A 22,214-nucleotide genomic window follows, 5' to 3' on the forward strand; every position below is an offset into this window, starting at 1 on the left:
GTCCCCCTTCGACGTAAAAATGCTTTAATAACTTATTATATTATACTATGATGAAAACGATTTTTCAACAAATAAAATAAGGATGTATATACACCCTCATTTTATATTAATATTTTATAACTTTCTTCTCTAACCACGCTGCAAAAAAATACATTATAGCTGCAATAACTGCTAATATAAAAACCCCCATCATTACTAGATCCAGCTTAAATGTTTGACTACCATAAAGAATCAAATAACCAATTCCTGCTTTAGATACAAGAAATTCTCCAACAATAACTCCAATCCAAGATAAACCTATGTTCACCTTTACTACGCTTAGAATATTAGGAAGATTTGAAGGTACAATAACCTTATTTAATATCTGAAACTTATTTGCTCCTAATGTTTTAAGCAATACAATTTTATCATTTTCCACATTTGTAAAACCAGTATATAAAGTCATTATTGTTACTATTACAGAAATCGACGCTGCTGTAACTACTATTCCTGAAAAACCCATACCAGCCCATAATATAATAATTGGTGCTAGGGCAGTCTTTGGTAAACTATTTAAAATAACTAAATATGGATCCATAATTCTTGCTAATTTTTCAAACCACCACAATAATATTGCAACTAAAAAACCAATTATTGTTCCAACTAAAAAACCCACTAATGTTTCTGTAGTAGATACATATAAATGCTTAAAGAGACTTCCATCTTCTATAAACCTCAATATCAACTCTTTAATAGCTCCTGGACTGCTTGTTAAAAACGTATCAACCAAATTATTTCTAGCAGAAAACTCCCAAAGTGATATAAATATTATAAATATTAATATTTGAGTAATCCTAATTAACTTATTCTCTCTTTTTATTGATTTAATAAATTCTTGTTGCTCTTTTGATATATTAACTACTTCTTTGTTATCTTTATATTTTTCCATCTGCATCTAAATCCCTCCATATCTGTCTGAAGTATTCTCCAAATGCTAATGTGTTTCTGCATTTCATAGGAGTTCTATCCCCATCGCATTCATTAAAATCTATTGTATATTCTTTTTTTATTTTCGCAGGTCTTTCAGTAAACACTATTACTCTGTCAGAAATGCTAACTGCCTCTGGAACATCATGTGTAACCATAATTGCAGTAATCTTTTCTTTTCTTAGTATTTGCCCAACTTCATTACCAATTGACAGTCTAGTTTGATAGTCCAATGCAGAGAAAGGTTCATCTAGTAGCAACAAATCAGGTTCAATCGCTAACGTCCGTACTAAAGCAGCTCTTTGTCTCATACCACCAGAAAGTTGGCTTGGATAATGATCTCTAAAATTGTACAAACCATATTTTTTTAACATTTCCATAACCTTATTCTTATTTTCTTCATTATCTTTTCCTTTAATTTCTAAACCAAGAAGACAGTTTTTATATATATTTCTCCATTCATATAATTGATCTTTCTGAAACATAAAGCCAATACTATCAGTATTAATTTTAATTTCTCCTTCTGAAGGCTTCTCTAATCCAGCTATTAAGGATAGCACAGTTGATTTACCAGAACCAGATGGTCCTACTATAGACACAATTTCTCCTTTTCCTACTTTAAATGAAATGTTCTCAATTGCCTTTGTCTCGTTATTTATAGTATGAAATCTTTTAGAGATATTTTTCAGTTCGCATACATACTCCATATTTTACCTCCGTTAGACAATATAATTGAAATCTATACATTATCTTATTCAAGATATATTAATAAGTTAATGATAAAATAAATTTTAAAAACAAGAAAATAATTTATAATTTGTAAAAATAAATAATATATTTTTATAATAGTGAAAAACTATAATTAAGGAAGGTGAAATCATGTTTAAAAATTTACTTAATAAACTTAAGATGAAAAATAGTCAAGTGCAAAATCCTGGAAATGTTTATATCCCTGATGAATTAGAAGTTGAAGAAAGAAAAGAAGATGTTGACGCCAACGAAAAATAAGCAAATAAAGAACTAGACTACAATCTAGTTCAAATATAGCAAATAAATTAAATAAAGGGGGAATTAATTATTTTTTATATATTCTGGACAATTATTAAGAAAAGTAGTTAAATTACTTATTCGCTCTAAGGTATCAGCACTAATAGCATGTTCTATTTTTTCAGTTTCTTCTAATAAATTATCTTTAACTCCTATTAATTGTAAAAAATTATATACAGTCTTATGCCTAAATAATAAGTACTCCCCTATTTCATTTCCAATCTTAGTTAACTTTATCTGACCATATTTTTCATAATAAACATAACCAGATTTAGAAAGCCTTTTAACCATTTTAGTAGTAGAAGGAGGCTGTACATGCAATGACTCTGATAAATCACTAGCTCTTACCACATCTTTTTCTAGTGATAATCTATAAATCATTTCTATATAATCTTCCATAGATGGTGAAAGTACTTCTTGATTTTTTATCCTATATCCTCTAAATGTATAAAAATCCTTATCCATAAAACCATCCTAATTTTATTTTAGTGTGTCAAAATACTTTTTAATTCATAATATAGATAATAAAGTTAGCTTAGGCTAAAATTATTACTCTTAAATAAATAATATGCTAATTCAAATAAAATATGTCAAGGAGTGGATAACTATGAAAATACTCACAGATGCAAATATTGGTCAAATCGTAAAAGTAGATAAAAATGATGCTAAAGATTCATTAAAAGAAAGATTACTTGCCCTTGGTTTAACTAAAGGTGCTGATATAGAAGTTTTAAGAAAAGGTCCTAAAGATAATCTTACAGTCTATAAAATCAGAGGTGCTATGATAGCACTTAGAAAGGAAGAATCAAACTATATTGAAATAGTTTAGAAAGAGGTGATATCTTGGGACTTACAGCACAATCAATCAAAAAGGAAGCAATGGAAGATATTTATAAAATAAGTAAAAGTGATAATCAACATGTTATAGCTTTAGCTGGAAATCCAAATACAGGTAAAAGTACTGTTTTTAATTATTTAACAGGCCTTAAACAACATACAGGAAATTGGCCTGGAAAAACTGTAGTTACTGCTAGAGGAGAATACCAATATAATAACGAAGATTACATTATGGTAGACTTACCAGGATCTTATTCCTTATTTACTTCTTCTAAAGATGAAGAAGTAGCTAGAGATTTCACATGTTCTGGAAACTATGATGCAATCGTAGTTGTAGCTGATGCAACTTGTTTAGAAAGAAATTTAAATTTAGTATTTCAGATAATGGAACTTTCTCCAAAAGTAATATTATGTATAAACCTAATAGACGAAGCAAGAAATAAAAATATTTCATTAAAAAAAGATGATCTTGAAAAAGAACTTGGCATACCTATAGTATTAACAGCTGCAAGAAGTGGTGAAGGAATGGAGGATTTAAAAAGAGTTATTGAAGATATAGCAGTTAATAATATAGAATATAAGCCAAATATAATAAGATATGATAATGAAATTGAAAATAAGTTAGAAGAAATTATACCTGTTTTAAAAGAAATGAATATATCCAACTTAAGATGGAATGGACTACGTTTAATAGACAGTGAACCATGTATTTTCTCATCTCAATCTGATAAACACTTAACAAAAAATCAAGCTGATGAATTAATTAATAAATTTAATCTTAATGAAAACAAATATATAATTAGAGAAAAAATATCAGAAATAAATTATAATTATGCAAATAATTTAAAGCAAAAATATGTAATCGAAGATTACAAAAAAAACAACAGAGATAAAAAAATAGATGATATCATTACATCAAAGCGTTTTGGTATACCAATTATGCTAGGGTTATTGGGATTAATATTTTGGATTACGATTCAAGGGGCAAATATTCCTTCCCAAATAATAAGTAATATATTATTCAAAATTCAAGATTATTTATCAGGATTGTTTATAGAATTAAGAGTTCCTGAATTCATAAGGGGAATATTTATAGATGGAATGTACAGAACTCTCGCCTGGGTAGTATCAGTTATGCTGCCTCCAATGGCAATTTTCTTTCCATTATTTACTTTATTAGAGGATTTAGGATATTTACCAAGAGTAGCTTTTAATTTAGACCATCTCTTTAAAAAAGCTTGTGCTCACGGAAAACAGAGTTTGAGTATGTGTATGGGTTAATTTATGCTATTTTTATTTTCTTCTATATTACCGATAAATCTGTAATAAATTTTAATGCTTTGTTTTTTGACTTTTCCTTTATCAGTCTTTTCATAATGCCCTTGACCTATTTCTATATAATCAATTACCTTGTATAATAATTCAGGAGTCAATTCTTTTATTTCAGTATAATCTTGAATTAATTCAAAAAACTTAGCATATGCTTCTTTTTGACTATCTTCTTTTAATCTTTCTATATTTTCTAGCTCTTCAATTTTATTTAATATATTATGCTGTTGTTGTTCATATGAATTTAATAAGTTGCTAAAACGCGAATCACTAATTTTTCCTGTAACATTATCTTCATATAGTCTTTGAATTATACTATCAATTTCTTTGATTCTAAGTCTATACTCTTCTAGCATTTTTATATTTTTCTTTAAGTTACTATCTTTACTTAAATCATTTTCGTCCTGTAACTCTTTTAATATAGACTTTTTCTCATTTTCTGTCAAGCAAATATGTTTTTTAAGTTCATTTAGCACTATATCATATAATGTCTCATAATCAATGAAATGATTACTACATTCTTTACTTCCATACAACTTATATCCACCGCATACTAAATTTGCTACTGCACCTTTTTTTCTGGTTCCAGCAGTAGACATGTTTTTCCCACAATCTGCACATTTAGCTATACCAGAAAATATATTTTTAAAATTTGATTTTCTCTTATTTGTACGTGCTATTGTTCGTTGTCTTACGATATCGTAAGTTTCCTGGGTAATAATAGGTTCATGCGTATTCTTAACAATTATCCATTCTTCAGGTGGATTTATAATAGTAGCATTACTCTTTAATGATACTTTCCTTGTTTTACCTTGAGCAGTATGTCCTAAATAAACAATATTTTTAAGCATTTTTGCTACAGTAACAGAAATCCATTCTTTCCGCTTAGAATACTTATCAATATCTAAATATGGTCTAGTAGAGCATCTATACATTGCAGGAGTCATAATTCCTTTTTCGTTTAAATATTTTGCTATATCAGTAGGTTTATGTCCCATTTCAGCCATCTCAAACATTTCTTTAACAACTGATGCAGCTTCCTCGTCAATTATTAGATGACCATTATTATTAGGATCCTTTTTATATCCATAAGGAGCAAAATTCCCAATATAACTTCCCTCTTTCATTTTCGTTTGAAATGCAGAACGAATTTTTTTCGAAGTATCTCTTGCATACATTTCATTTAATACGTTCTTAAATGGAACGATATCATTATATATGCTTTCAGAATCATAACCATCATTAATTGCAATATACCTTACCCCATGTTCAGGAAAATATATTTCAGTAAATTGACCTGTAGTAATATAATCTCTACCTAAACGAGATAAATCTTTAGTAATAACCAAATTAACTTTTTTGTCTTCTATATCCCGAATCATTCTTAAAAATGCAGGACGTTCAAAACTTGTGCCACTATAACCATCATCGATATATTCATCATAAACTTCAAATTTATTTTCCTTAGCATAAGAAGAAAGCATCTTCTTTTGAGTTGAGATGCTTGAACTTTCACTTAAGCCTTCATCGTCTTTCGACAATCTCATGTATAAAGCTGCTTTATAATTTGTAGGTTGGAGCTTCAAGTGTATCTATTCCCTCCCTCTTCTTGAAAACCTACAATCAACTCAATTTCTTGAGTCAATTGTAGCAAATGTATTAATTTTATTCAAGATATATGTTTACTTTTGGTAGCCAGTAATTCTTTTATTAACTCCTTTACAGTTTTCTCCTCATTATATATACTAGTGATTTTATAAATATTCTCCTGGTTCTTGTTGTTTTTAGTCTTCTTGATATTTACACTAGACATGATATCACCTCTCTATTATGTATATTCCCTTCAAAAAATTATTATTACTTAACAGACTATATTAATTTAAACTTTAATCTTATCATCAAAAAATATTTCTTTTTTCAGAAAGCATTGTTACATTTGTCTTTTCCTAACTCTCATTCCCTTATATAAAGTAGGATTATTAACTCCATAAAAATAGTATTCATTTACAAAAGAATTAGTTCCAATATTTCTTCCCTCAATTCTACCAATAATCCACTCGTCATTATTTATATCATAAATTTCTATAGAAGTACCACATCCAAATAAAAAGCTATCCGTTCCATCATTATATGATATGTAAAATTTTTCTGTTGTTGAATCAAAAGATAATATTCCTTCTTTAACAGGAGCATTTAAATAATATAAATCTTCAATAAAGTCCTCTATCTTAGCAACAAAAGAATCTAAAGCATTATTAACTCGATCTTCTTCAACATTATCAATCATTAATAAGCATTTGTTCTTTAATTCATCTGCTTGATTAATCACTTCATCAATCTCAATAAAAGCTTTTTTACTCACAATTGACCTCCTCCCTATGTTCTATGTTTTACAAACTTATATACTTAACACCCATTACTTATGTTATTACTAAAAAAACCTTACATGAAATAACTTCTGTATGGTTTTTTGCTGTTCTATTTTCTTGAATTAACATCAAATTTATATATTAAATACTATATTTTAATACATAAATCTAATGCTAATAATATTTTAGACGCTTTTGCAAAAAGCTCATGGATAACAACTATCCCTCTCCATAATTATGGCGAGCCACCATCCATACGATCAGTTAGGACTTGGCGAAAGTATCATTATACCTATATATAGGTCTTGGCATTACCCTTTAGCTTCAGATAATTATAGATTAACTTAATCGCTTAGATAATTCTTCATGGCGAGTTATCTATATTTGCTTTCCTTTGCAGGCTATATATAGAACGTATCTAAAATATAATATTATAGGATTTCTTATTTATGCTATTAAATATGTACGATTTTAGAAAGAGCCTTTTTCAATGTTCTTAATTACCTTCTTGCTTACTGAAAAAGAAAAAAGGTTTAACTTAACTGCAATAACGTAGCTATAAAATAACGGGGGTAATATTTTATATATATTGCAGCTAAATTAACTAAATCTTATCATTTAACCTGTGTTCCAATGGAACATAAGTAATGTAATTTACTTTTTGTTATTGAATAAATTAGCTTTTTCTGTTAAAATGTTTTCATCAGGGACTTGTTGCAGCAAATCCCTGTGAGAAAGGTTAAATAGGTTTTCTAATTTGACAAGAACTTCATAGGATGGCTTAATTTTGCCAGTTTCAAGATATTGCACAGTTTGTTTTGTTGTATCTATTTTTTCTGCTACAAACGCTTGTGTCCAATGTCTGTTTATTCGTTCATGTCTTATCCTTAGCATATTAAATATCCTTTCTCTATTTAGTCAATTACAACTTGACTATAGCTATATTATAGTCAAGCACAACTTGATTGTCAAGAGGTAATTTATGTTTGATAGAAGTATTTTTTCAAAACGATTAATTGAACTAAGAACTAAGAATAATATTATGGCAAAAGACATTGCTTTAGATATTGGAATATCAAAACAAGCCTTTAGCCAATATGAAAAACAAATATCTACTCCTTCAGCTAATATACTAATAGCTATAGCTGAATATTTTAATGTGTCTCTTGATTATCTTACTGGTCGCACTGATGAACCGTTCAATCCAAATGTTAAAAAATAAGAAGGTGATATAATGGATACTGGTGAAGCAATTGCACGATATTTTTTAAAATTTATAATATGGATAGTAAAATATTTACTTACATTTACCGGTCTCATTATTCCGTTGACTATTTATTTTTTTGATGGTTTTGATGATTCTATAGACCTTAGTTTTATAATTTATATATTATCTTTTATACTTGCTTTTTACGTTTTTATTAAAAACTTATATAATTTTTTCAAATTCAAATAACGACCTTTTTCAGCTAATATACCAATAGCTATAACTGATTATTTTAATTTCTCTCTTGATTATCTAACTGGTCATATTGATGAACCAATTAACCCCAACTTTAAATAATAAACAAAAATAACATTTTATCCTTGACCAGTGTAATATCAAATGATAAAATGTTATTAAAGAAAAGGAACTGCCGAATAAACGGTTAGCTCCCAGAATGGTTTAAAATCAACCGAAGTCCTGGAAGACATAAGCGGTTGATTTTTTTATACCCCAGGTTTCCCCTTTATGTATAAAAATTACTTCAGCTTGTCCTTCGACACGGCAATAATCGATACAATTAATGCTCCGAATGTAAATATACATATCAAAGCTTCATATGTAACCACATTATCACCTCCCTGTTAAGGGAGCTAACCGCCTATCCGTTATGGCAATTCCTGTGTCAAATTTTATCATTTTTGCACAGGTTTTTCAATTATAATTTAATTTTCAAACTTCATCAGATTAGTCTATAATAAAACCTAATGTATGTTTCTTTTTATTTCTATGAAGTAAAGACTTTTTACCTCAAGGTGTTTCCAAGCTATTCAAGGCTTTTTTTACTTAATTAACTTATGTTCCACTGGAACACAAGTAATATTATCTACTTATAGTATATTAACTATTGAATAATTCCTATAATTTTGATAAAATGTTTTCATCAGGGACTTGTTGCAGCAAATCCCTGTGAGAAAGGTTAAATAGGTTTTCTAATTTGACAAGAACTTCATAGGATGGTCTTCTTTTTAATGTTTCTATATTGGAATATGCTGATTTTGTTATACCTATTTTTTCAGCTACAAATTCCTGAGACCATTCATATTCTAATCTTTTTTTCTTAATTCTTGTTGAATTCATATTATTACCCTTTCTTTCGCCGGTATTCTAATTGAATACCTATGTATATTATAGTATTCTACATGAATACTGTCAAGAGGTTTTTATATGAAATATGAAATTTTTTCTCTTAGGCTTAAACAATTGAGATTATCAAACAATTTAACATTATTACAACTTGGTAATAATGTTGGCTCAACTAAAGCTACTATTAGCAATTTAGAAAATGGAAATAAAAAACCCAGTCTTGAGCTAATTCTTACCTTAGCTGAATATTTTAATGTGTCTCTTGATTATCTTACTGGAAGATCAGACAGCTCGAATATTACTACTGTTAATGACGATAATAAGAATCTAACAAAAAAAGAAATAGAATTACTTCAGTATTTTAAACTTTTAAATAAATATGAAAAAAATCTTATTATAGGTAAGATGTCTGAAATGATTTATAATAAGAATGTTGACGATAATCAAGTAGAATTGTCTAAAGAACTTGTAAATATAGAATTGAAAGATAAACTAAATAATTGAAAACTTAATATAATGTAATATATGGCATTTTTATTCAATATGTCCTATCATTGTACGATATCTATTATATATCAATAATAGGTGGGGGCATATTTGATATGACAGAAAAAGAATTAGAGTTATTAGAAATGTTTAGAATGTTAAACAAATGCGAGCAGAATATTATAAGTGGAAAAGTAAGTGAGCTTGTTTTAAATAAAAAAAAAGGAAGCTCAATTTTTTTAGAGATAAGGAAGTAAAATATATTCCAATTATTTTTATATTTATTTATTGATTGGTATACAAAATAATTACTGAATTTACTCTTAAATACAGCTGTAAAAAGTAAATTATAAAAAGAAATTTATAATGGGATTATATTACACCCGAGGAAACACGACAATTAAATAAATAAAAATTGGATTACAATCCCATATCAATAATTTGATGTGGGATTTTTTATATAGATGTAATGCAAAATTTGTTGATAAAGGGGATGTTAAACATATGGATATTATCGAATTTAGTGATAATGATGATACTATATTCTGTCTTACAATAGACTATTTTAATAACTTAGAAAATCCATCTAAATTATTTTTATCAATATCTAATATTATTAATGCATTAAAATTAACTGATGAAACATTAATCTCATCTTTTGATGTATCCTATGAACCTTCATTTATTCTTAGCAATATAGAAAACGGTTCAATTAAAATTTTTATACTACAAACACTTAAAAACATACCAGATGATGCTTTGATAGATTTAAATTTCAAAAGAATAATTGGTTCTTTTTTAGTTAAAGGGAAGAGAAATCTTATAAAGATAATGGAAAAGGACGTTTTAGATGATAGTAATGAAATAGAAAAAATAAAAACGACATTATATGAAGAGGCAAAAAAATTAAATATTTCCCAGATAAATAATTATAATTATATAGATAATTCTAAAATTATATTTAATATAAATAATTTAAGTAATAATGTAAAACAGTTGCCAGAAAAAAGTAATGTATATTATAGCTCTTGGGATCCGAATTTAAAAAAGGAATATAAGTCTAAAATCAATAAAAACTTTAAAATAAGTGAAGAATTGTTAAATTCAGTAAATAGCGAACGTATTGAAACTAATATAAATACAATGATAGTTAAAATTAAACAGCCAGATTATGTCTCAAATGCCATGTGGACGTTTAAATATAATAATTCATTAATTAGTGCAAAATTTGAAGATAAAGTTTGGTTAAACAAATTTCAAAATCGTCAAATCGATGTGAAACCGAAGGACGCGTTACTTGTGTCTATGAAAATTACAAATTATTTTGATAAAAATAATTTCTCGCACGATACAAAGTATGCTATTTTAGAAGTTATAAAAGTAATACAATATAATCAAGCTAATCAAATTTCAATTGATGATTTATAAAAATACAAATTAAGGAGAAAAGTATGAATAATCAAAAACCACAAAATGATTCAAATAACCAATCACCTAAAAAACCTACACCTAGTGATAGAGAAAACTTTGAAAAAGGTAAAGGAAGTACAGCACCAAAATTTAAAACACCTACTTCTCCTCCCCCCAAACAGTAGGATTAATTCTTAGCAGAAGCAATTCTTTTATTTATATCTTCTAAAATTGCTTCTGCGTTATATGCTCTTACTAATACATCAGAATATAAATCATAAAATTCTTTTTTACTCTTTATAAGGTTTTTGTCCACAAAATCATTATCCTCTAAGTATTCCTTTACATCACTTGTTAATTCAAATATAATACTCTTTTTATTTTTACCCTTTGGAGATATCATTTTTATAAATCCCTGTGTTATTCTAATTCCACTTTTATCTATTGTAAAAATATGCTTTGATATATCGAATTCCGAATTATAAAAAATATAATTCCATAAATCAGTATATGTTGTATATTCCCTATCTTTTTTGTTATTTAATAAATTATTATATATAAATACAAGAAAACTCCAAACGTACCTTTTAAATGCTGCAATGATAAAACACATTCCAAATGTTAGCATGAAATATTTTATAAAAAATTCTATTGAATGCATATTATAAATTAATTCAGTAAATGTGTTAATGTTTATTTTGAAAATAAATTTTAACACTAATAAATTAATTACTAGAATTATAAAACTAAGTAAAAAAGATTTTGTAATAGAATCTTGACTACTTTCTTCATCATTTCTTGGTTCTTCAATCCAATCAGATATTATATTCATAAAAAATCCAGGGCCTAAAAATAAGAAAGTCGACAAAATAGTTCCTGATTCCATCTAATAACCACCTCATAATCATTGTACCATAAAATGTTAATTGTCTCAACAATTGAGGTGGATATCTTATAAAAATATTATTTTAAATAAAATTTAATTTCTTTATTAATGTCTAAATATTCTTCAGAAATCACTAGTTTTTTGTTGGATTTATTAAATCTTCGATTCGTTTTAAAATGAATTTTGCTACTTCGGGCTTCTGAGGAAGAAGAAGTGCTGAGTATGTATTTATGAACTTAGGATCATTATCATTTACATCTTCACGATATCCATTCAGAAATATATAGTAAGATATCTGATTATAGTACATTCCTTGTATATCTGTATAATATTTTGCTTCAAATATAATTGAGTATCCCCTTCACCATAATAGTAATCTGGCATAAAATAATGATTACTATTAGCAAGATTTGATCGAAACAAAGGTTTAGAGAATTCAATATGCTTTGATTTCTTTACATCAAAAATAAACGGCAAACCGAGTCCATTAGACTACAGAAGAAGTTAGGGGTTAGTTATTTGATGTCCAGTAAAACATTATGCTAGCCTAAAACATGAGATTAGTTGTAGCCTTCCACATATTTATGATGATTAACCTACAATTATTACTCGTATTCTTTAATATTAAGTGTTTTGTTAGCATGTACCAATCCACTTAATATATCTAACTTTATCTTTTCGTTAATAAATAAATTCACTAAAAAATCTACCCATTTATCAGTATAAAGATAATCATCATGTGCCTCATCATAATAACAATAATTAGTGTTCGTATCGAATGGATCCTCAGCATTACCTACAGGACGTACATTGAATAACTTCCAACAATATGTATGATGAGGATTTGATTTGAATTCAGTTACACCTTTTTTATTTACTAATTCAGATACAATTGATGGTCGATATCTACCTGTATTTACACCTTCTTTTTTAACTACCTTATCCTTTACAATTGCCGTTAGTTTTTGGACTTCATCTTGTTCTTCAGAAGTTAAAGAATCCCACTTAATAAATTCGACTGAAAGGTCATTTCTACTTCCACTAGCAACTTTTGGTATCGCAATAAATTTTACAGAATACTCTTGGCTATTAAACACATCCTCAGATAATTCTGAACGATACTTATTAATGTATTCTACTAAACTCTTAACTTCTTTTGATAAAAGATTTTTTTGTGCTTGTTTTTGTTCTTTAGTCATAACTCGGGAAAATTGCAAAGAAAAAGCTAAATTTTCATTAATACTATAATCGTCTCCAAAAAAGTTCACTAATATATTTTCATAGTTGTATAGCAAAGCTTGACATTCGCCAAAAATTAGGGTATCGAGCGTTTCTTTTTCAATATGTCTATGTTCTATTTTATTTCTTAACTTTATAAAAAATTTTAAATTATCAGTTTCTGCTTGAGATAAGTTGCCATACTTTTTAATACATTCAAATAGGTCCCATGCTTTTCTTTCACCATTTATCCTTATATAGTTACCTCTCTTATCTTTATAGAAGTATTTACTTCCAATTGTATTGTTAAAATGTGCATGAAATAATCGAGTCCAAGCCATTATCATTAACGAAATATAGTTTTCAACCCTAAAAGTAGTTCTAGGCTTGTTATATATTTCAACAGCTAACAAAGCACTATCAATAGAACTTTCAAGAATTGTTTTAGTTTTTCCTTTTCTTAAACTCATATTCATTCCTCCAATGTAAGACAGTTCTCTATTACTTATCAAACTTTATATAAAAACGATTAGCATTCTCTCTGATGTATTTGTTCACTCGTCGCATCATATTGGCAGGCATATCCGCACGCGTATATCTATAAGTTTCTCCTCGATACAAAGCCACTAATAACTCTGGTGTTAAAGGAAAATATAGACCATTGAAATTACCTTTGTAAAACTTATTATCTATAATTGTAAAAGCAGGATTATCTGACGTCATAAATTGCTTATTACCTGTTGCCCTATAAAAAACCATATGTAATTTCATCATCAAATTTTGTTCTTTTAATATCAAAGATTCACTCTTATGTTGCTGATATTGTCTAACAGATTTTAGAAAATATGCTTCTGTAAATTCATCAATCATTTTGTTGTACTCATTATCTGTCATATTTTGTTTTACGAAACTCAGAAGTGAATCAATTAAGACTCTATATTCTTCCTTTTTACTAACATTTCTAGATTTTTGAGAAGCAATAAATGTAATAATTTTCTGCCCATCTTCAAGCTTTAGATTATGAGATTTGTCATCCATAGCTTTTACTATTTTACTACGAAGATAATTCCATTCGCCTTCAATTTCATGCCAACCTTTTTCAATATCTATAATTCTTTTTTTCTCTATCATAGTTTGAATACATTCTTTATCTACAACACTACCATCTTTTGATTTTACTATCCATTCATCATACCTAAAATAATTCATTGATATCTCAAAAATGTCTTCTAATACTTTATTATCAAGAATAATGTCATATTTTAAAAGATCTCCAAATATCTCCACTCTATTATCTTCTGACAATACAAGTACATCATCTGATTTCAAAGTATAAAAATCATTTTGACCTAGGATTTCTTTAGTTGGTTTATAAAAATTTTTTCCTATATCCTTCATAAATACATGTACTCGTTGATTATCATTCTCCCATCCTTCAAGATATGTGCGAGGAACGTAATGCTGAAATTTATATTCTGCCATCATTGTATCCTTTCTTTGTATTAAGTAATACTATATATTAAACATAATGTAAAATCAAAATTTATATTCTTGTTTTACACCGTTTTAAAAAATTATCGTTTTAATTTGGTTAGCAAGATCTGTCAGGCATTCATAAATACTCTTTTTTGCATCTACATAATTTAGATTGAACGCTTTTATCGTCAATCCTTTTAATAGATCATCATCATTTAAATCATATTCTTCTAGAAACTGACCTAATCAGTAATGAGCAAGACAATTAAGAAATCTCTTATTACATAAAGAATCATTTAATACCAGTTCGTAGTCCGTATTTGCATTACACTCTTTCACGAATTTACACAAATAATAGTACTGTAAATAGGCAAACCTAAACTTTTGAACAATCTCTTCTGTAAAGAAATTTTCAACGAACACTATTCATAGTTTATATTACACAGCATAGAAAACAAAATGAATTCATCAAAAGGATTTATCTTTATCGTAGACTTTTTATTAAAATGAAAGTCATCATAAATAACTGTTAGAACATGACTATATTGATATGGCATTACAGTGTCTCCACAATAAACTCATTAGTTTCTTCCCAATAAATCACATAGAATCACTTTAATTGCATTGTTATTTTCTACATTATAACATAAATATTTCCAATTTAACATAAAAATTGATTTAATATAAAAATTGATTTAATATAAAAAAGCTAGAGTATATAACCCTAGCCTTCCTGACATTAATTATATTATTCTAACCTTAATTATAAGGCTTATATATCATATGCTTGTTTTAATTTTGTGTTACATATTAATGTCTATAAAGAGAAATAAAGAATTTAATCGCGTTATATTTTTGCTAATTTTTTTATCAATATTAAGCATACCTAAGCATGTTTGGACAAATGTATTATTTACTTCATTAATTATTGTAGAATTAACTATGATTATAATCTTAGGTTATCTTTGGTTTCAAAGATTTATAATAAAAAACAAAGATATATGTTCGGAAATGAATATAATTGACCATATGAAAGGTACAGAATTTGAATTTTATGTTAGAGATTTATATATTAAACTAGGATATAAAGCGTATACAACCCCTACAAATAATGATTTTGGAGCAAATGTATAGTTACTAATAAAGAATTACAAGCATTAATTAAAAACGCATCTCTGTCAACTAATATAAAATTATATAAATTTATAAATTTTATAAAAGAATCTTAATTAATTTACATAATCTGAATTTTATGACATTGTTTGTTTTATTTACAATATTAATCTTAATTCGTATATTGAAATAAGCAATTTTAATATTTAAAACTATTATAACTTCTACATTTACTTATGAAAAAATTGTTACTAATAATAAAATAATCTTTAAATATAAAACCTTGCGCTGCTAAATAAAAATTTGTAGTATCATTAAGTATTTTTTCCTCTTAAAATATGGTAGTTCAATATTTTCATAGACATGCTTCTCGGCAAAATATAATATCTAAATATCTTTCATATAAAAAAGCTATACCTTTTCATTTACTTTTATTTTTAACTAAAAACACATAAAAAATGTACCAATAGACATATTTCTGTTTTATAATACAATGCTTTTAATATACTGTCTCAAAAGCTTCACCCCCTACTGTTTTTTAACCTACTTTATATACTTTTAGAGCAGTATTTTACGCATATAAAAATTTTAATGTTGATAATATAAAAATGTATCGAAATATCATAAATTAAAATACTGATTTTTTATATTTTAAAAGTATTGTATTATTAATGATTAAATATTATAATTAAAAAGTTGAAATTATTGAAATTTATTTCTAAAGTTATCAATATTGTAAAGGAGTGAGAAATATAAATAAAAAATTGATTGATTTTTTTACAAATGACAAGTTTAAAGTATTGGTAGTATTAAATAAACATCAAATACAAGTTCAAGAAGCTACATTTAGTCCGTTAACGCAACAAGAAATTTCTGAAATATTGCATTATAGTAAAGCAAAGATTAATCAAATTATAAATGAATTGATAGATAATGAATTTATTGAATTTTATAACAATACAAAAGGTAGGTATGTAATAACAAAAAAAGCAATAGACATATTAAAAATATTTAATGACGAGGAGATTGTTTAAAATGCTAGATGTTAAAGATATTAAATTTCCAATGTACAAGGGGCTTGAATCCCAATTCGAACATAATGTATATAAATATTTGGAAGAAACAATAGGTAGTTATGGATATAGTGTGAAAATTAAAAAAACAGAATATCCAAATGTTGATAATGCATTAACTAAAGGCGGTAAATTAAAATGTGATGCATACATTTTCAATAATGAAGATAAAAAAGATTATTCAAATAATTTAATTGCTCTGTTTGAATTAGAAAGCAATGAACCTACTTCAAAATTAGAAGATGGAATTAAACAAATGCATTCTTATTGTAACTTATTAAATACTAGGTATCTAGCTGGTACATATAAAACTATGAATAAGGTAATAAAAGCAATTGTATATGATGGACAATCTTTATGTGTTTGGGATTACAACATAGAAACAAAAGATATTAATCCGCTTATTGGCAATCCTTCTACGTTTGCCGGTGAAGAAATGAACAATAGTATTAAATTAAGATTTTTAGACTATTTTGCTCCTATTGAAAAAAGAAAAGATGAAACTTCTGAATCTAAAACAATTAATGATATAAAGGATCATTTAAGAGCAAATAGATTATTACAAGCAAATAAGTCTTTTCTAATGACTATTTTAGCTGCAATATACGGGAAGAAAAAAGATGATAATTTTGAGAGTGCCTTAAGTAAATTAGAAGCTGATATTGCAGATAATGAATCATCTGGCATCTTGAGGGAATGGAGGGCTTTTGAACCAAAAATAGATTATAATAGACCTAATTCAGCTACTAAAGCCGCTATTAATGAAAAATTATATGCTGATGCTAAAACATTATGGTATCTATCACAAAATAAAAATATGGATCTATACGGATTCATATATGAAGAGTTAGCAGAAGAGAAAAGTAAGCAAGATGAGGGAGAATACTATACTTCTAGACATATAATAGCCCCTATCATTTCATCAGTGCTTCAAAAATATGCATTTCCACAATGGAAAATAGAAAAGGGAACTCCAAAAAATAAAGTAATAAAAACATTATTAAACAAGAAAATAATAGACCCATTTTGTGGTAGTGGGGGATTTTTATATGAGCTTTTAAGATTTCTGAAAATTAAGTATCAGTGTTCTGATTCTGATGTTAATAGAGTAGCAAATACCTCACTATTTGGTTTTGATAAAAATGATATAATGTCTGCTTTTTTAAATATGTATCTTATAGGAGATGGAGCCACAAAACTATGCCAAGTTACATCAACAATAAACTGGCAAAATATGTGGAATTATGAAATTGTGGATGGTAGAGCATTATTAATAGATAATAAAGATAAGTTAGAAAAAAATATTACTAATAATAAGTCTACTTTTAAATATCTATTAAATTCATTAATTAATTGGTCAAAAATAGCTGATACATTTAAAATAAATATTGAATTAGATACTTTAGACGATTTTTATAAATATATTATGGATAATGAGAAAATAACAGAAGATGAATTTTTTTATAAGCTAATCGAATACAAAAAAGAAGGCGAGTGTGTCTTAAAATATCTATATGATTTATTTATAAAATGCTCACAAGATAAAACTAATTGCCCTTCCTTTTTAAATTTTAAAAATAATTTAGGTAATACAGATTTATTAATTACTAATATACCATATGGTTCTATTGATGATGCGAGGCTTACAACAAAAGAAAAAGGTACATTAGAATCATTATCGTTAAAACAATGTATAGATATGTTAACACCTTCAACTTTTAGAAATGCAACATATAATGAAATAACAAATCGTTATGAAGATGATGTAAATGGAAAACCAAAGTCAAATTTTGATGGAGGAATTGCAACTATAATATTACCAAACGGAATTTTTGAAAGTGAAACTAATAAGGAACTAAGAGATTATTTGTTTTCAAGATGTAACATATTATCTGTTATAAAGTTGCCAACTTTAACATTTGCTCCTTATGCTTCAATTCAAACCTTTGTTATTACTATACAAAAAAAATCACCATTTGAATATAGTTCGACAAATCAAGGAAAAAATTGCTTTTTCTATATAGTTGACAATGATGGCAAGGCAAATTCTAAAACCCGATTTGATACTGAGTTGATAGGTACAAGCCCTATAACAATAAAAGATAATAGTAATAACGAAATAAATACTATAATACATGAGTATTTACATGATGATTTCGCTATAAATATCGAGCAGTATCCTGAAGGTTATATGTCAAAGTTAGAAAGAGCATGGATTTACGGCCATACATTTAGTAAAACAGATATTTGGAATCAAAAAAGATATAATGAAAAATGGAATGGGAAGGAATGGGAAAAAATTACAGATACCTCTAAGAAGTGGTGTTTTTCTAAATTAGTTGAAAAGACCTTTGAAAAACAAATTGAAAAGGAAAATAAACCCACTTTAAAATTATTTCAAAACTGTATAAAAAATATTGAAGATTTTTCTACATTTGATATTGAACAACAAAAAAAGTTGGCTTTTAAAACACTAAAAAGAAGCCTGATAGATGATATTACTTCAGCGAAAGTGTATGTTTCAAAAAATGGTAAAGAAACTATTAAATTTCTTCCTGAAAAAATTAGTAATATAAAATTTATTAGAAATATATTAAAAGATAATTACACAGTATTGACAAAAGGTCAATCTACATCAGATAAAGGTGAAAAAATTATAGAATTAGATTTAGACAAAACATATGATTTATTTGAAAATCTAGATTTAGCCTTATTTCCTAAAACGATTAATGAAATAGAGGTATTTCTAAATAATATAGAGGAAATTGTAATTGTTGAAAATGAAGTATCTTTTTTTATAAAGGAAACTTATAAGCAATATACATTAATTCCAGAAAATTATTTGGATAAAAAAGAAGAATTTATGTCCATAGAAGATGTAGTGTCTAATATTAGGAGATTACGAAATATGATGAGGGAGTCGTAAAATATTATGATATTAAAAAAATTGTTAAAAAGCTATATTCCTAGAGGAGAATTAATAACAAACGAAGATATCTATAATGGATATGGTTCTATTCCAGTTTATTCAGCTACCACAACAGGTGCTGTTGGGTATTATAGAAAATCTAACTATATTACAACACCTTACACTATGTTAGTGTCAAATAATGGAAATGCAGGTTTTGTCTCTCTTCTTCCAGATAACAAAAAAATTTGGTTCGGATCTGATTGTGGTATTCTGGAACTTGAAGACTGGGTGTATCAAAAATATAATAAAGAGATTATTGCTGTCTGGTTACAAGATTTTTTTATAAAAAATAGACATGTTAATGGAACGCAGCCTAAATTTTCTTTATCTAGATGTATAAATAAAGACGTTGACTTAAACGCACTTGACAATCTAAAAAACATCGATTTTTCTGAAGTTGATTTAGATGATTGCGTTTATGAAAGTGTCAAGAAATATTACAATGAGCTTAATGACTCAAATACAAAAAATACTATAAAATTAAAAAATTTCATTAATGGTTATATAGAAAGGGGAAAAAGGCTCGTAATTGGAAGGGACTTATATACCAACTACGGAAATATTAAGGTCATATCTTCAACTACAACTGGTCCTATGGGCTATTATACTAGAAGTAATTATGAATTAAAACCAAATGATTTTTTATATACTATAGATGGTGCAAATGCAGGTTATGTCTTATTATTTTCTCCACAATCGATATTTATTACTGATCATGCAGGGGTGATTTCTGTTAAAGATGAATACAATGAAAAGTATGGGAAAGTTGCAATAGCATTATTATTACAAGATTATTTTGTAAAAAAAGCTAGCAAAGGAACACAACCAACCTTTTTATTAAAAAATAATTTAGAGTTAGAGTTAGATTTGAATAGATTACATGTCTTATCAAAAATGAAATTAGATAAATATGTAATTCCTACCACATAGCATCAATAAAATAAATGCTTTATATTATATATATATCTTTATAAAGAAAAAGGTACTGCCTAACTTATTAAGCAGTACCTTTTAGTACTTAATAGTATTATCGTATTGTTAGTAAAATGTTAGTCTATTTTTATTGTTTATGACTATATTCATCAAGTGAGGCATTGGTATTTGCCTGTTTTCCTTTGATGATTTCTTTAAGCATCATGTCCTTAACTTACATAAAATAACATCTTTATGAGTGTTATTTTCTTAAAAGTTTATTATACAAATATGATTCTTCTTTATAACCTATAGATAAGTCCTTGTATGTTGTACATTCTTTTAAGTATTCATTTTTTCCATACTCATTAATATATGAGACTAATCTTTCACAAATTTCAGACATATATTGATATGCTTTGTATTTTGTATAATCAATAATTTTACTATGATTTATTGCTTTTTCATAGTATTTCAGTGCTTTATCTAAGTAAAAGTAATTATCAGCACCTGATATAACTCCTAGTTTATGATTAACCATGGCACAATAATAAGATTTTTGATACGTGTAACCATCACTATTTTCTTCATTAGAAATAGATAATTCATAGTACGCACTTGATATCATATATAATTCTTTTCGCAAATCTAATTTTAAATTAGGTAAGTCTCCAAGATTATGATATATTTTTGCAATTCTATATAAAATATCACTATCACTTGAGCCTCTAATAATTTTATAAGATAATGTTTTTGAAAAATGGTCAATTGCTTTTAACCCATATTCAAATATTTTATTACAATCATTTGTACTAAATATAGGAAGTATTAATATAATACCTTCATAAGGTCTAGCTAATTGTAATGATATGCTACTACATGGCGCCAATTTAAACGCTTTTTCATAAATACTCATTAAACTAAGATAATCACTTACTGTTTCATGAATCCTAATTCTTTCGTTGATTTCATTTGCTTGTTTTAATAGATTCCCAACTTCCTTATTAGTATTAAGCATCTCATCAGAATATCCTTCATCAGTATGTAAATAACTATCAACTTTTTCTTCAATTATACCATATGATAAGAAACTGTATTCAGCTACATCAGTAATATCCGATCTTATTTTATTACTTAACTCAAATACATCATAAACTATGCTTTCGTTTATAACTGGTATATAATTCATTTCATTGTTTAGTAATTCTTTTTCTATATCTGATGGTTCTAAGAAACTAGCAGATATAGTCACTCCTTGTTCTGTTTGTTCAATTTCAACTACATTATTTTCATAAGATGATTTATCTTCTAATTCATTATACTCATTTTCCTCTGAATCTTTATCTTCTTCTACAAATATTACATGATTACTTTGGTTGTATTCTACCTTCATATCGCAAAAATACGTAAATATAAGCATTACAAAAACTATAATACAAATATATGTAACTAGTCGTCTATTTACATTAATTCCTATTTTTGAGGGAAGAACAGTAATAACAAGCTCTAATATTATATTAATTAAAGGTATAATTTTTAAATCATTTTTATAAAACACAAAATATACTATGATAATGTAAAGTAAAGAAACAATTGTTATTGACAATATATATTTTTTATATAACTTATTATCTTCCATACGCGCCCTTTTAATTATATGTTATATAAAAATATTATAGCATATTTTTACAATTTTTTCAAATAATTACTAATGATAATATAACATTATCTCTTTTCTTTAAAACAGTTTAAAACATACTTAAAATATACT

24 protein-coding genes are annotated in these 22,214 nt (G+C 26.5%); 12 read left to right on the forward strand and 12 right to left on the reverse strand.

The window, feature by feature from the left end; genetic code table 11:
- Window positions 1-106 precede the first annotated feature (106 nt).
- Together U8307_RS04650 and U8307_RS04655 are read right to left on the reverse strand one after the other, a co-directional pair.
- On the reverse strand, window positions 107-928 hold the full coding sequence (locus U8307_RS04650) for an ABC transporter permease (protein WP_326910609.1): 822 nt from the start codon (window positions 926-928) through the stop codon (window positions 107-109).
- Window positions 915-1,673 (reverse strand): ABC transporter ATP-binding protein, encoded by a 759-nt coding sequence (locus U8307_RS04655; RefSeq protein ID WP_326910611.1) that lies wholly within the window; start codon window positions 1,671-1,673, stop codon window positions 915-917. Before U8307_RS04655 ends, U8307_RS04650 begins: the two co-directional genes overlap by 14 nt.
- A gap of 172 nt (window positions 1,674-1,845) precedes the next feature.
- Between U8307_RS04655 and U8307_RS04660 the strand changes: the two genes are divergently transcribed.
- Window positions 1,846-1,974, forward strand: a complete 129-nt coding sequence (locus tag U8307_RS04660) for a hypothetical protein (protein WP_326910613.1) — start codon at window positions 1,846-1,848, stop codon at window positions 1,972-1,974.
- A 63-nt stretch (window positions 1,975-2,037) separates the two neighbouring features.
- Here the strand turns inward: U8307_RS04660 and U8307_RS04665 are convergent, their stop codons facing one another.
- Complete coding sequence (locus U8307_RS04665) at window positions 2,038-2,478, reverse strand: metal-dependent transcriptional regulator (protein ID WP_326910616.1); 441 nt, start codon at window positions 2,476-2,478, stop codon at window positions 2,038-2,040.
- A gap of 142 nt (window positions 2,479-2,620) precedes the next feature.
- Between U8307_RS04665 and U8307_RS04670 the strand changes: the two genes are divergently transcribed.
- Both U8307_RS04670 and U8307_RS04675 read left to right on the forward strand, forming a co-directional pair.
- Complete coding sequence (locus tag U8307_RS04670; protein ID WP_326910618.1) at window positions 2,621-2,842, forward strand: FeoA family protein; 222 nt, start codon at window positions 2,621-2,623, stop codon at window positions 2,840-2,842.
- Between the two features lie 14 nt (window positions 2,843-2,856).
- Complete coding sequence (locus U8307_RS04675; RefSeq protein ID WP_326910620.1) at window positions 2,857-4,131, forward strand: ferrous iron transporter B; 1,275 nt, start codon at window positions 2,857-2,859, stop codon at window positions 4,129-4,131.
- On the opposite strand, the gene U8307_RS04680 is transcribed toward U8307_RS04675, so the two are convergent.
- From U8307_RS04680 to U8307_RS04690, 3 genes are all read right to left on the reverse strand, one after another.
- Complete coding sequence (locus tag U8307_RS04680; RefSeq protein WP_442985538.1) at window positions 4,128-5,726, reverse strand: recombinase family protein; 1,599 nt, start codon at window positions 5,724-5,726, stop codon at window positions 4,128-4,130. The two genes, U8307_RS04675 and U8307_RS04680, sit on opposite strands and share 4 nt — an antisense overlap.
- Window positions 5,727-6,109: 383 nt before the next feature.
- On the reverse strand, window positions 6,110-6,541 hold the full coding sequence (locus U8307_RS04685; RefSeq protein WP_326910624.1) for a DUF5348 domain-containing protein: 432 nt from the start codon (window positions 6,539-6,541) through the stop codon (window positions 6,110-6,112).
- A gap of 661 nt (window positions 6,542-7,202) precedes the next feature.
- Window positions 7,203-7,442 (reverse strand): helix-turn-helix domain-containing protein, encoded by a 240-nt coding sequence (locus U8307_RS04690; protein WP_326910625.1) that lies wholly within the window; start codon window positions 7,440-7,442, stop codon window positions 7,203-7,205.
- An 88-nt stretch (window positions 7,443-7,530) separates the two neighbouring features.
- Here U8307_RS04690 and U8307_RS04695 point away from each other — a divergent pair, with 88 nt between their 5' ends.
- Complete coding sequence (locus U8307_RS04695) at window positions 7,531-7,770, forward strand: helix-turn-helix domain-containing protein (RefSeq protein WP_326910627.1); 240 nt, start codon at window positions 7,531-7,533, stop codon at window positions 7,768-7,770.
- A gap of 900 nt (window positions 7,771-8,670) precedes the next feature.
- Here the strand turns inward: U8307_RS04695 and U8307_RS04700 are convergent.
- Window positions 8,671-8,892 carry a helix-turn-helix domain-containing protein gene (locus U8307_RS04700; protein WP_326910629.1) on the reverse strand — a complete coding sequence of 74 codons (222 nt, stop codon included), beginning with the start codon at window positions 8,890-8,892 and terminating at the stop codon, window positions 8,671-8,673.
- Between the two features lie 87 nt (window positions 8,893-8,979).
- On the opposite strand from U8307_RS04700, the gene U8307_RS04705 reads away from it, so the two are divergent.
- The 4 genes from U8307_RS04705 (at window position 8,980) to U8307_RS04720 (ending at window position 10,979) form a co-directional block, all read left to right on the forward strand.
- A complete protein-coding gene (locus U8307_RS04705; RefSeq protein WP_326910631.1) occupies window positions 8,980-9,402 on the forward strand; it encodes a helix-turn-helix domain-containing protein in 423 nt (140 codons plus the stop codon).
- Between the two features lie 98 nt (window positions 9,403-9,500).
- On the forward strand, window positions 9,501-9,641 hold the full coding sequence (locus U8307_RS04710) for a hypothetical protein (RefSeq protein ID WP_326910633.1): 141 nt from the start codon (window positions 9,501-9,503) through the stop codon (window positions 9,639-9,641).
- A 247-nt stretch (window positions 9,642-9,888) separates the two neighbouring features.
- Window positions 9,889-10,812 (forward strand): hypothetical protein, encoded by a 924-nt coding sequence (locus U8307_RS04715; RefSeq protein WP_326910635.1) that lies wholly within the window; start codon window positions 9,889-9,891, stop codon window positions 10,810-10,812.
- Window positions 10,813-10,835: 23 nt separating this feature from the next.
- Window positions 10,836-10,979 carry a hypothetical protein gene (locus U8307_RS04720; protein WP_326910637.1) on the forward strand — a complete coding sequence of 48 codons (144 nt, stop codon included), beginning with the start codon at window positions 10,836-10,838 and terminating at the stop codon, window positions 10,977-10,979.
- Between the two features lie 2 nt (window positions 10,980-10,981).
- Here U8307_RS04720 and U8307_RS04725 read toward each other — a convergent pair whose 3' ends face one another.
- The 4 genes from U8307_RS04725 to U8307_RS04740 form a co-directional block, all read right to left on the reverse strand.
- The gene (locus U8307_RS04725; protein WP_326910638.1) at window positions 10,982-11,680 is read right to left on the reverse strand and encodes a hypothetical protein; all 699 of its coding nucleotides are present in this window, start codon (window positions 11,678-11,680) and stop codon (window positions 10,982-10,984) included.
- A 605-nt stretch (window positions 11,681-12,285) separates the two neighbouring features.
- Window positions 12,286-13,368, reverse strand: coding sequence for a DUF3644 domain-containing protein (locus tag U8307_RS04730; RefSeq protein WP_326910640.1), 1,083 nt, complete (start codon window positions 13,366-13,368; stop codon window positions 12,286-12,288).
- A 31-nt stretch (window positions 13,369-13,399) separates the two neighbouring features.
- Window positions 13,400-14,380 (reverse strand): DUF4238 domain-containing protein, encoded by a 981-nt coding sequence (locus tag U8307_RS04735; RefSeq protein WP_326910643.1) that lies wholly within the window; start codon window positions 14,378-14,380, stop codon window positions 13,400-13,402.
- A gap of 416 nt (window positions 14,381-14,796) precedes the next feature.
- Window positions 14,797-14,931: a hypothetical protein gene (locus tag U8307_RS04740; protein ID WP_326910644.1), complete on the reverse strand. Its 135-nt coding sequence runs from the start codon at window positions 14,929-14,931 to the stop codon at window positions 14,797-14,799.
- A 385-nt stretch (window positions 14,932-15,316) separates the two neighbouring features.
- Here U8307_RS04740 and U8307_RS04745 point away from each other — a divergent pair, with 385 nt between their 5' ends.
- The 4 genes from U8307_RS04745 to U8307_RS04760 all read left to right on the forward strand — a co-directional run bounded on the left by U8307_RS04745 (window position 15,317) and on the right by U8307_RS04760 (window position 20,461).
- Entirely contained in the window at window positions 15,317-15,508 is a 192-nt protein-coding gene (locus U8307_RS04745; RefSeq protein WP_326910646.1) for a restriction endonuclease, read from the forward strand.
- Between the two features lie 722 nt (window positions 15,509-16,230).
- Window positions 16,231-16,521: a winged helix-turn-helix transcriptional regulator gene (locus U8307_RS04750; protein ID WP_326910648.1), complete on the forward strand. Its 291-nt coding sequence runs from the start codon at window positions 16,231-16,233 to the stop codon at window positions 16,519-16,521.
- A gap of 1 nt (window position 16,522) precedes the next feature.
- Entirely contained in the window at window positions 16,523-19,486 is a 2,964-nt protein-coding gene (locus U8307_RS04755; RefSeq protein ID WP_326910650.1) for an N-6 DNA methylase, read from the forward strand.
- 6 nt (window positions 19,487-19,492) lie between these two features.
- Window positions 19,493-20,461 (forward strand): hypothetical protein, encoded by a 969-nt coding sequence (locus tag U8307_RS04760; RefSeq protein ID WP_326910652.1) that lies wholly within the window; start codon window positions 19,493-19,495, stop codon window positions 20,459-20,461.
- Window positions 20,462-20,705: 244 nt separating this feature from the next.
- Here U8307_RS04760 and U8307_RS04765 read toward each other — a convergent pair whose 3' ends face one another.
- Entirely contained in the window at window positions 20,706-22,082 is a 1,377-nt protein-coding gene (locus U8307_RS04765) for a hypothetical protein (protein ID WP_326910653.1), read from the reverse strand.
- Window positions 22,083-22,214: the final 132 nt, after the last annotated feature.

This window comes from Sedimentibacter sp. MB31-C6 (assembly GCF_035934735.1).
GTDB lineage: Bacteria > Bacillota > Clostridia > Tissierellales > Sedimentibacteraceae > Sedimentibacter.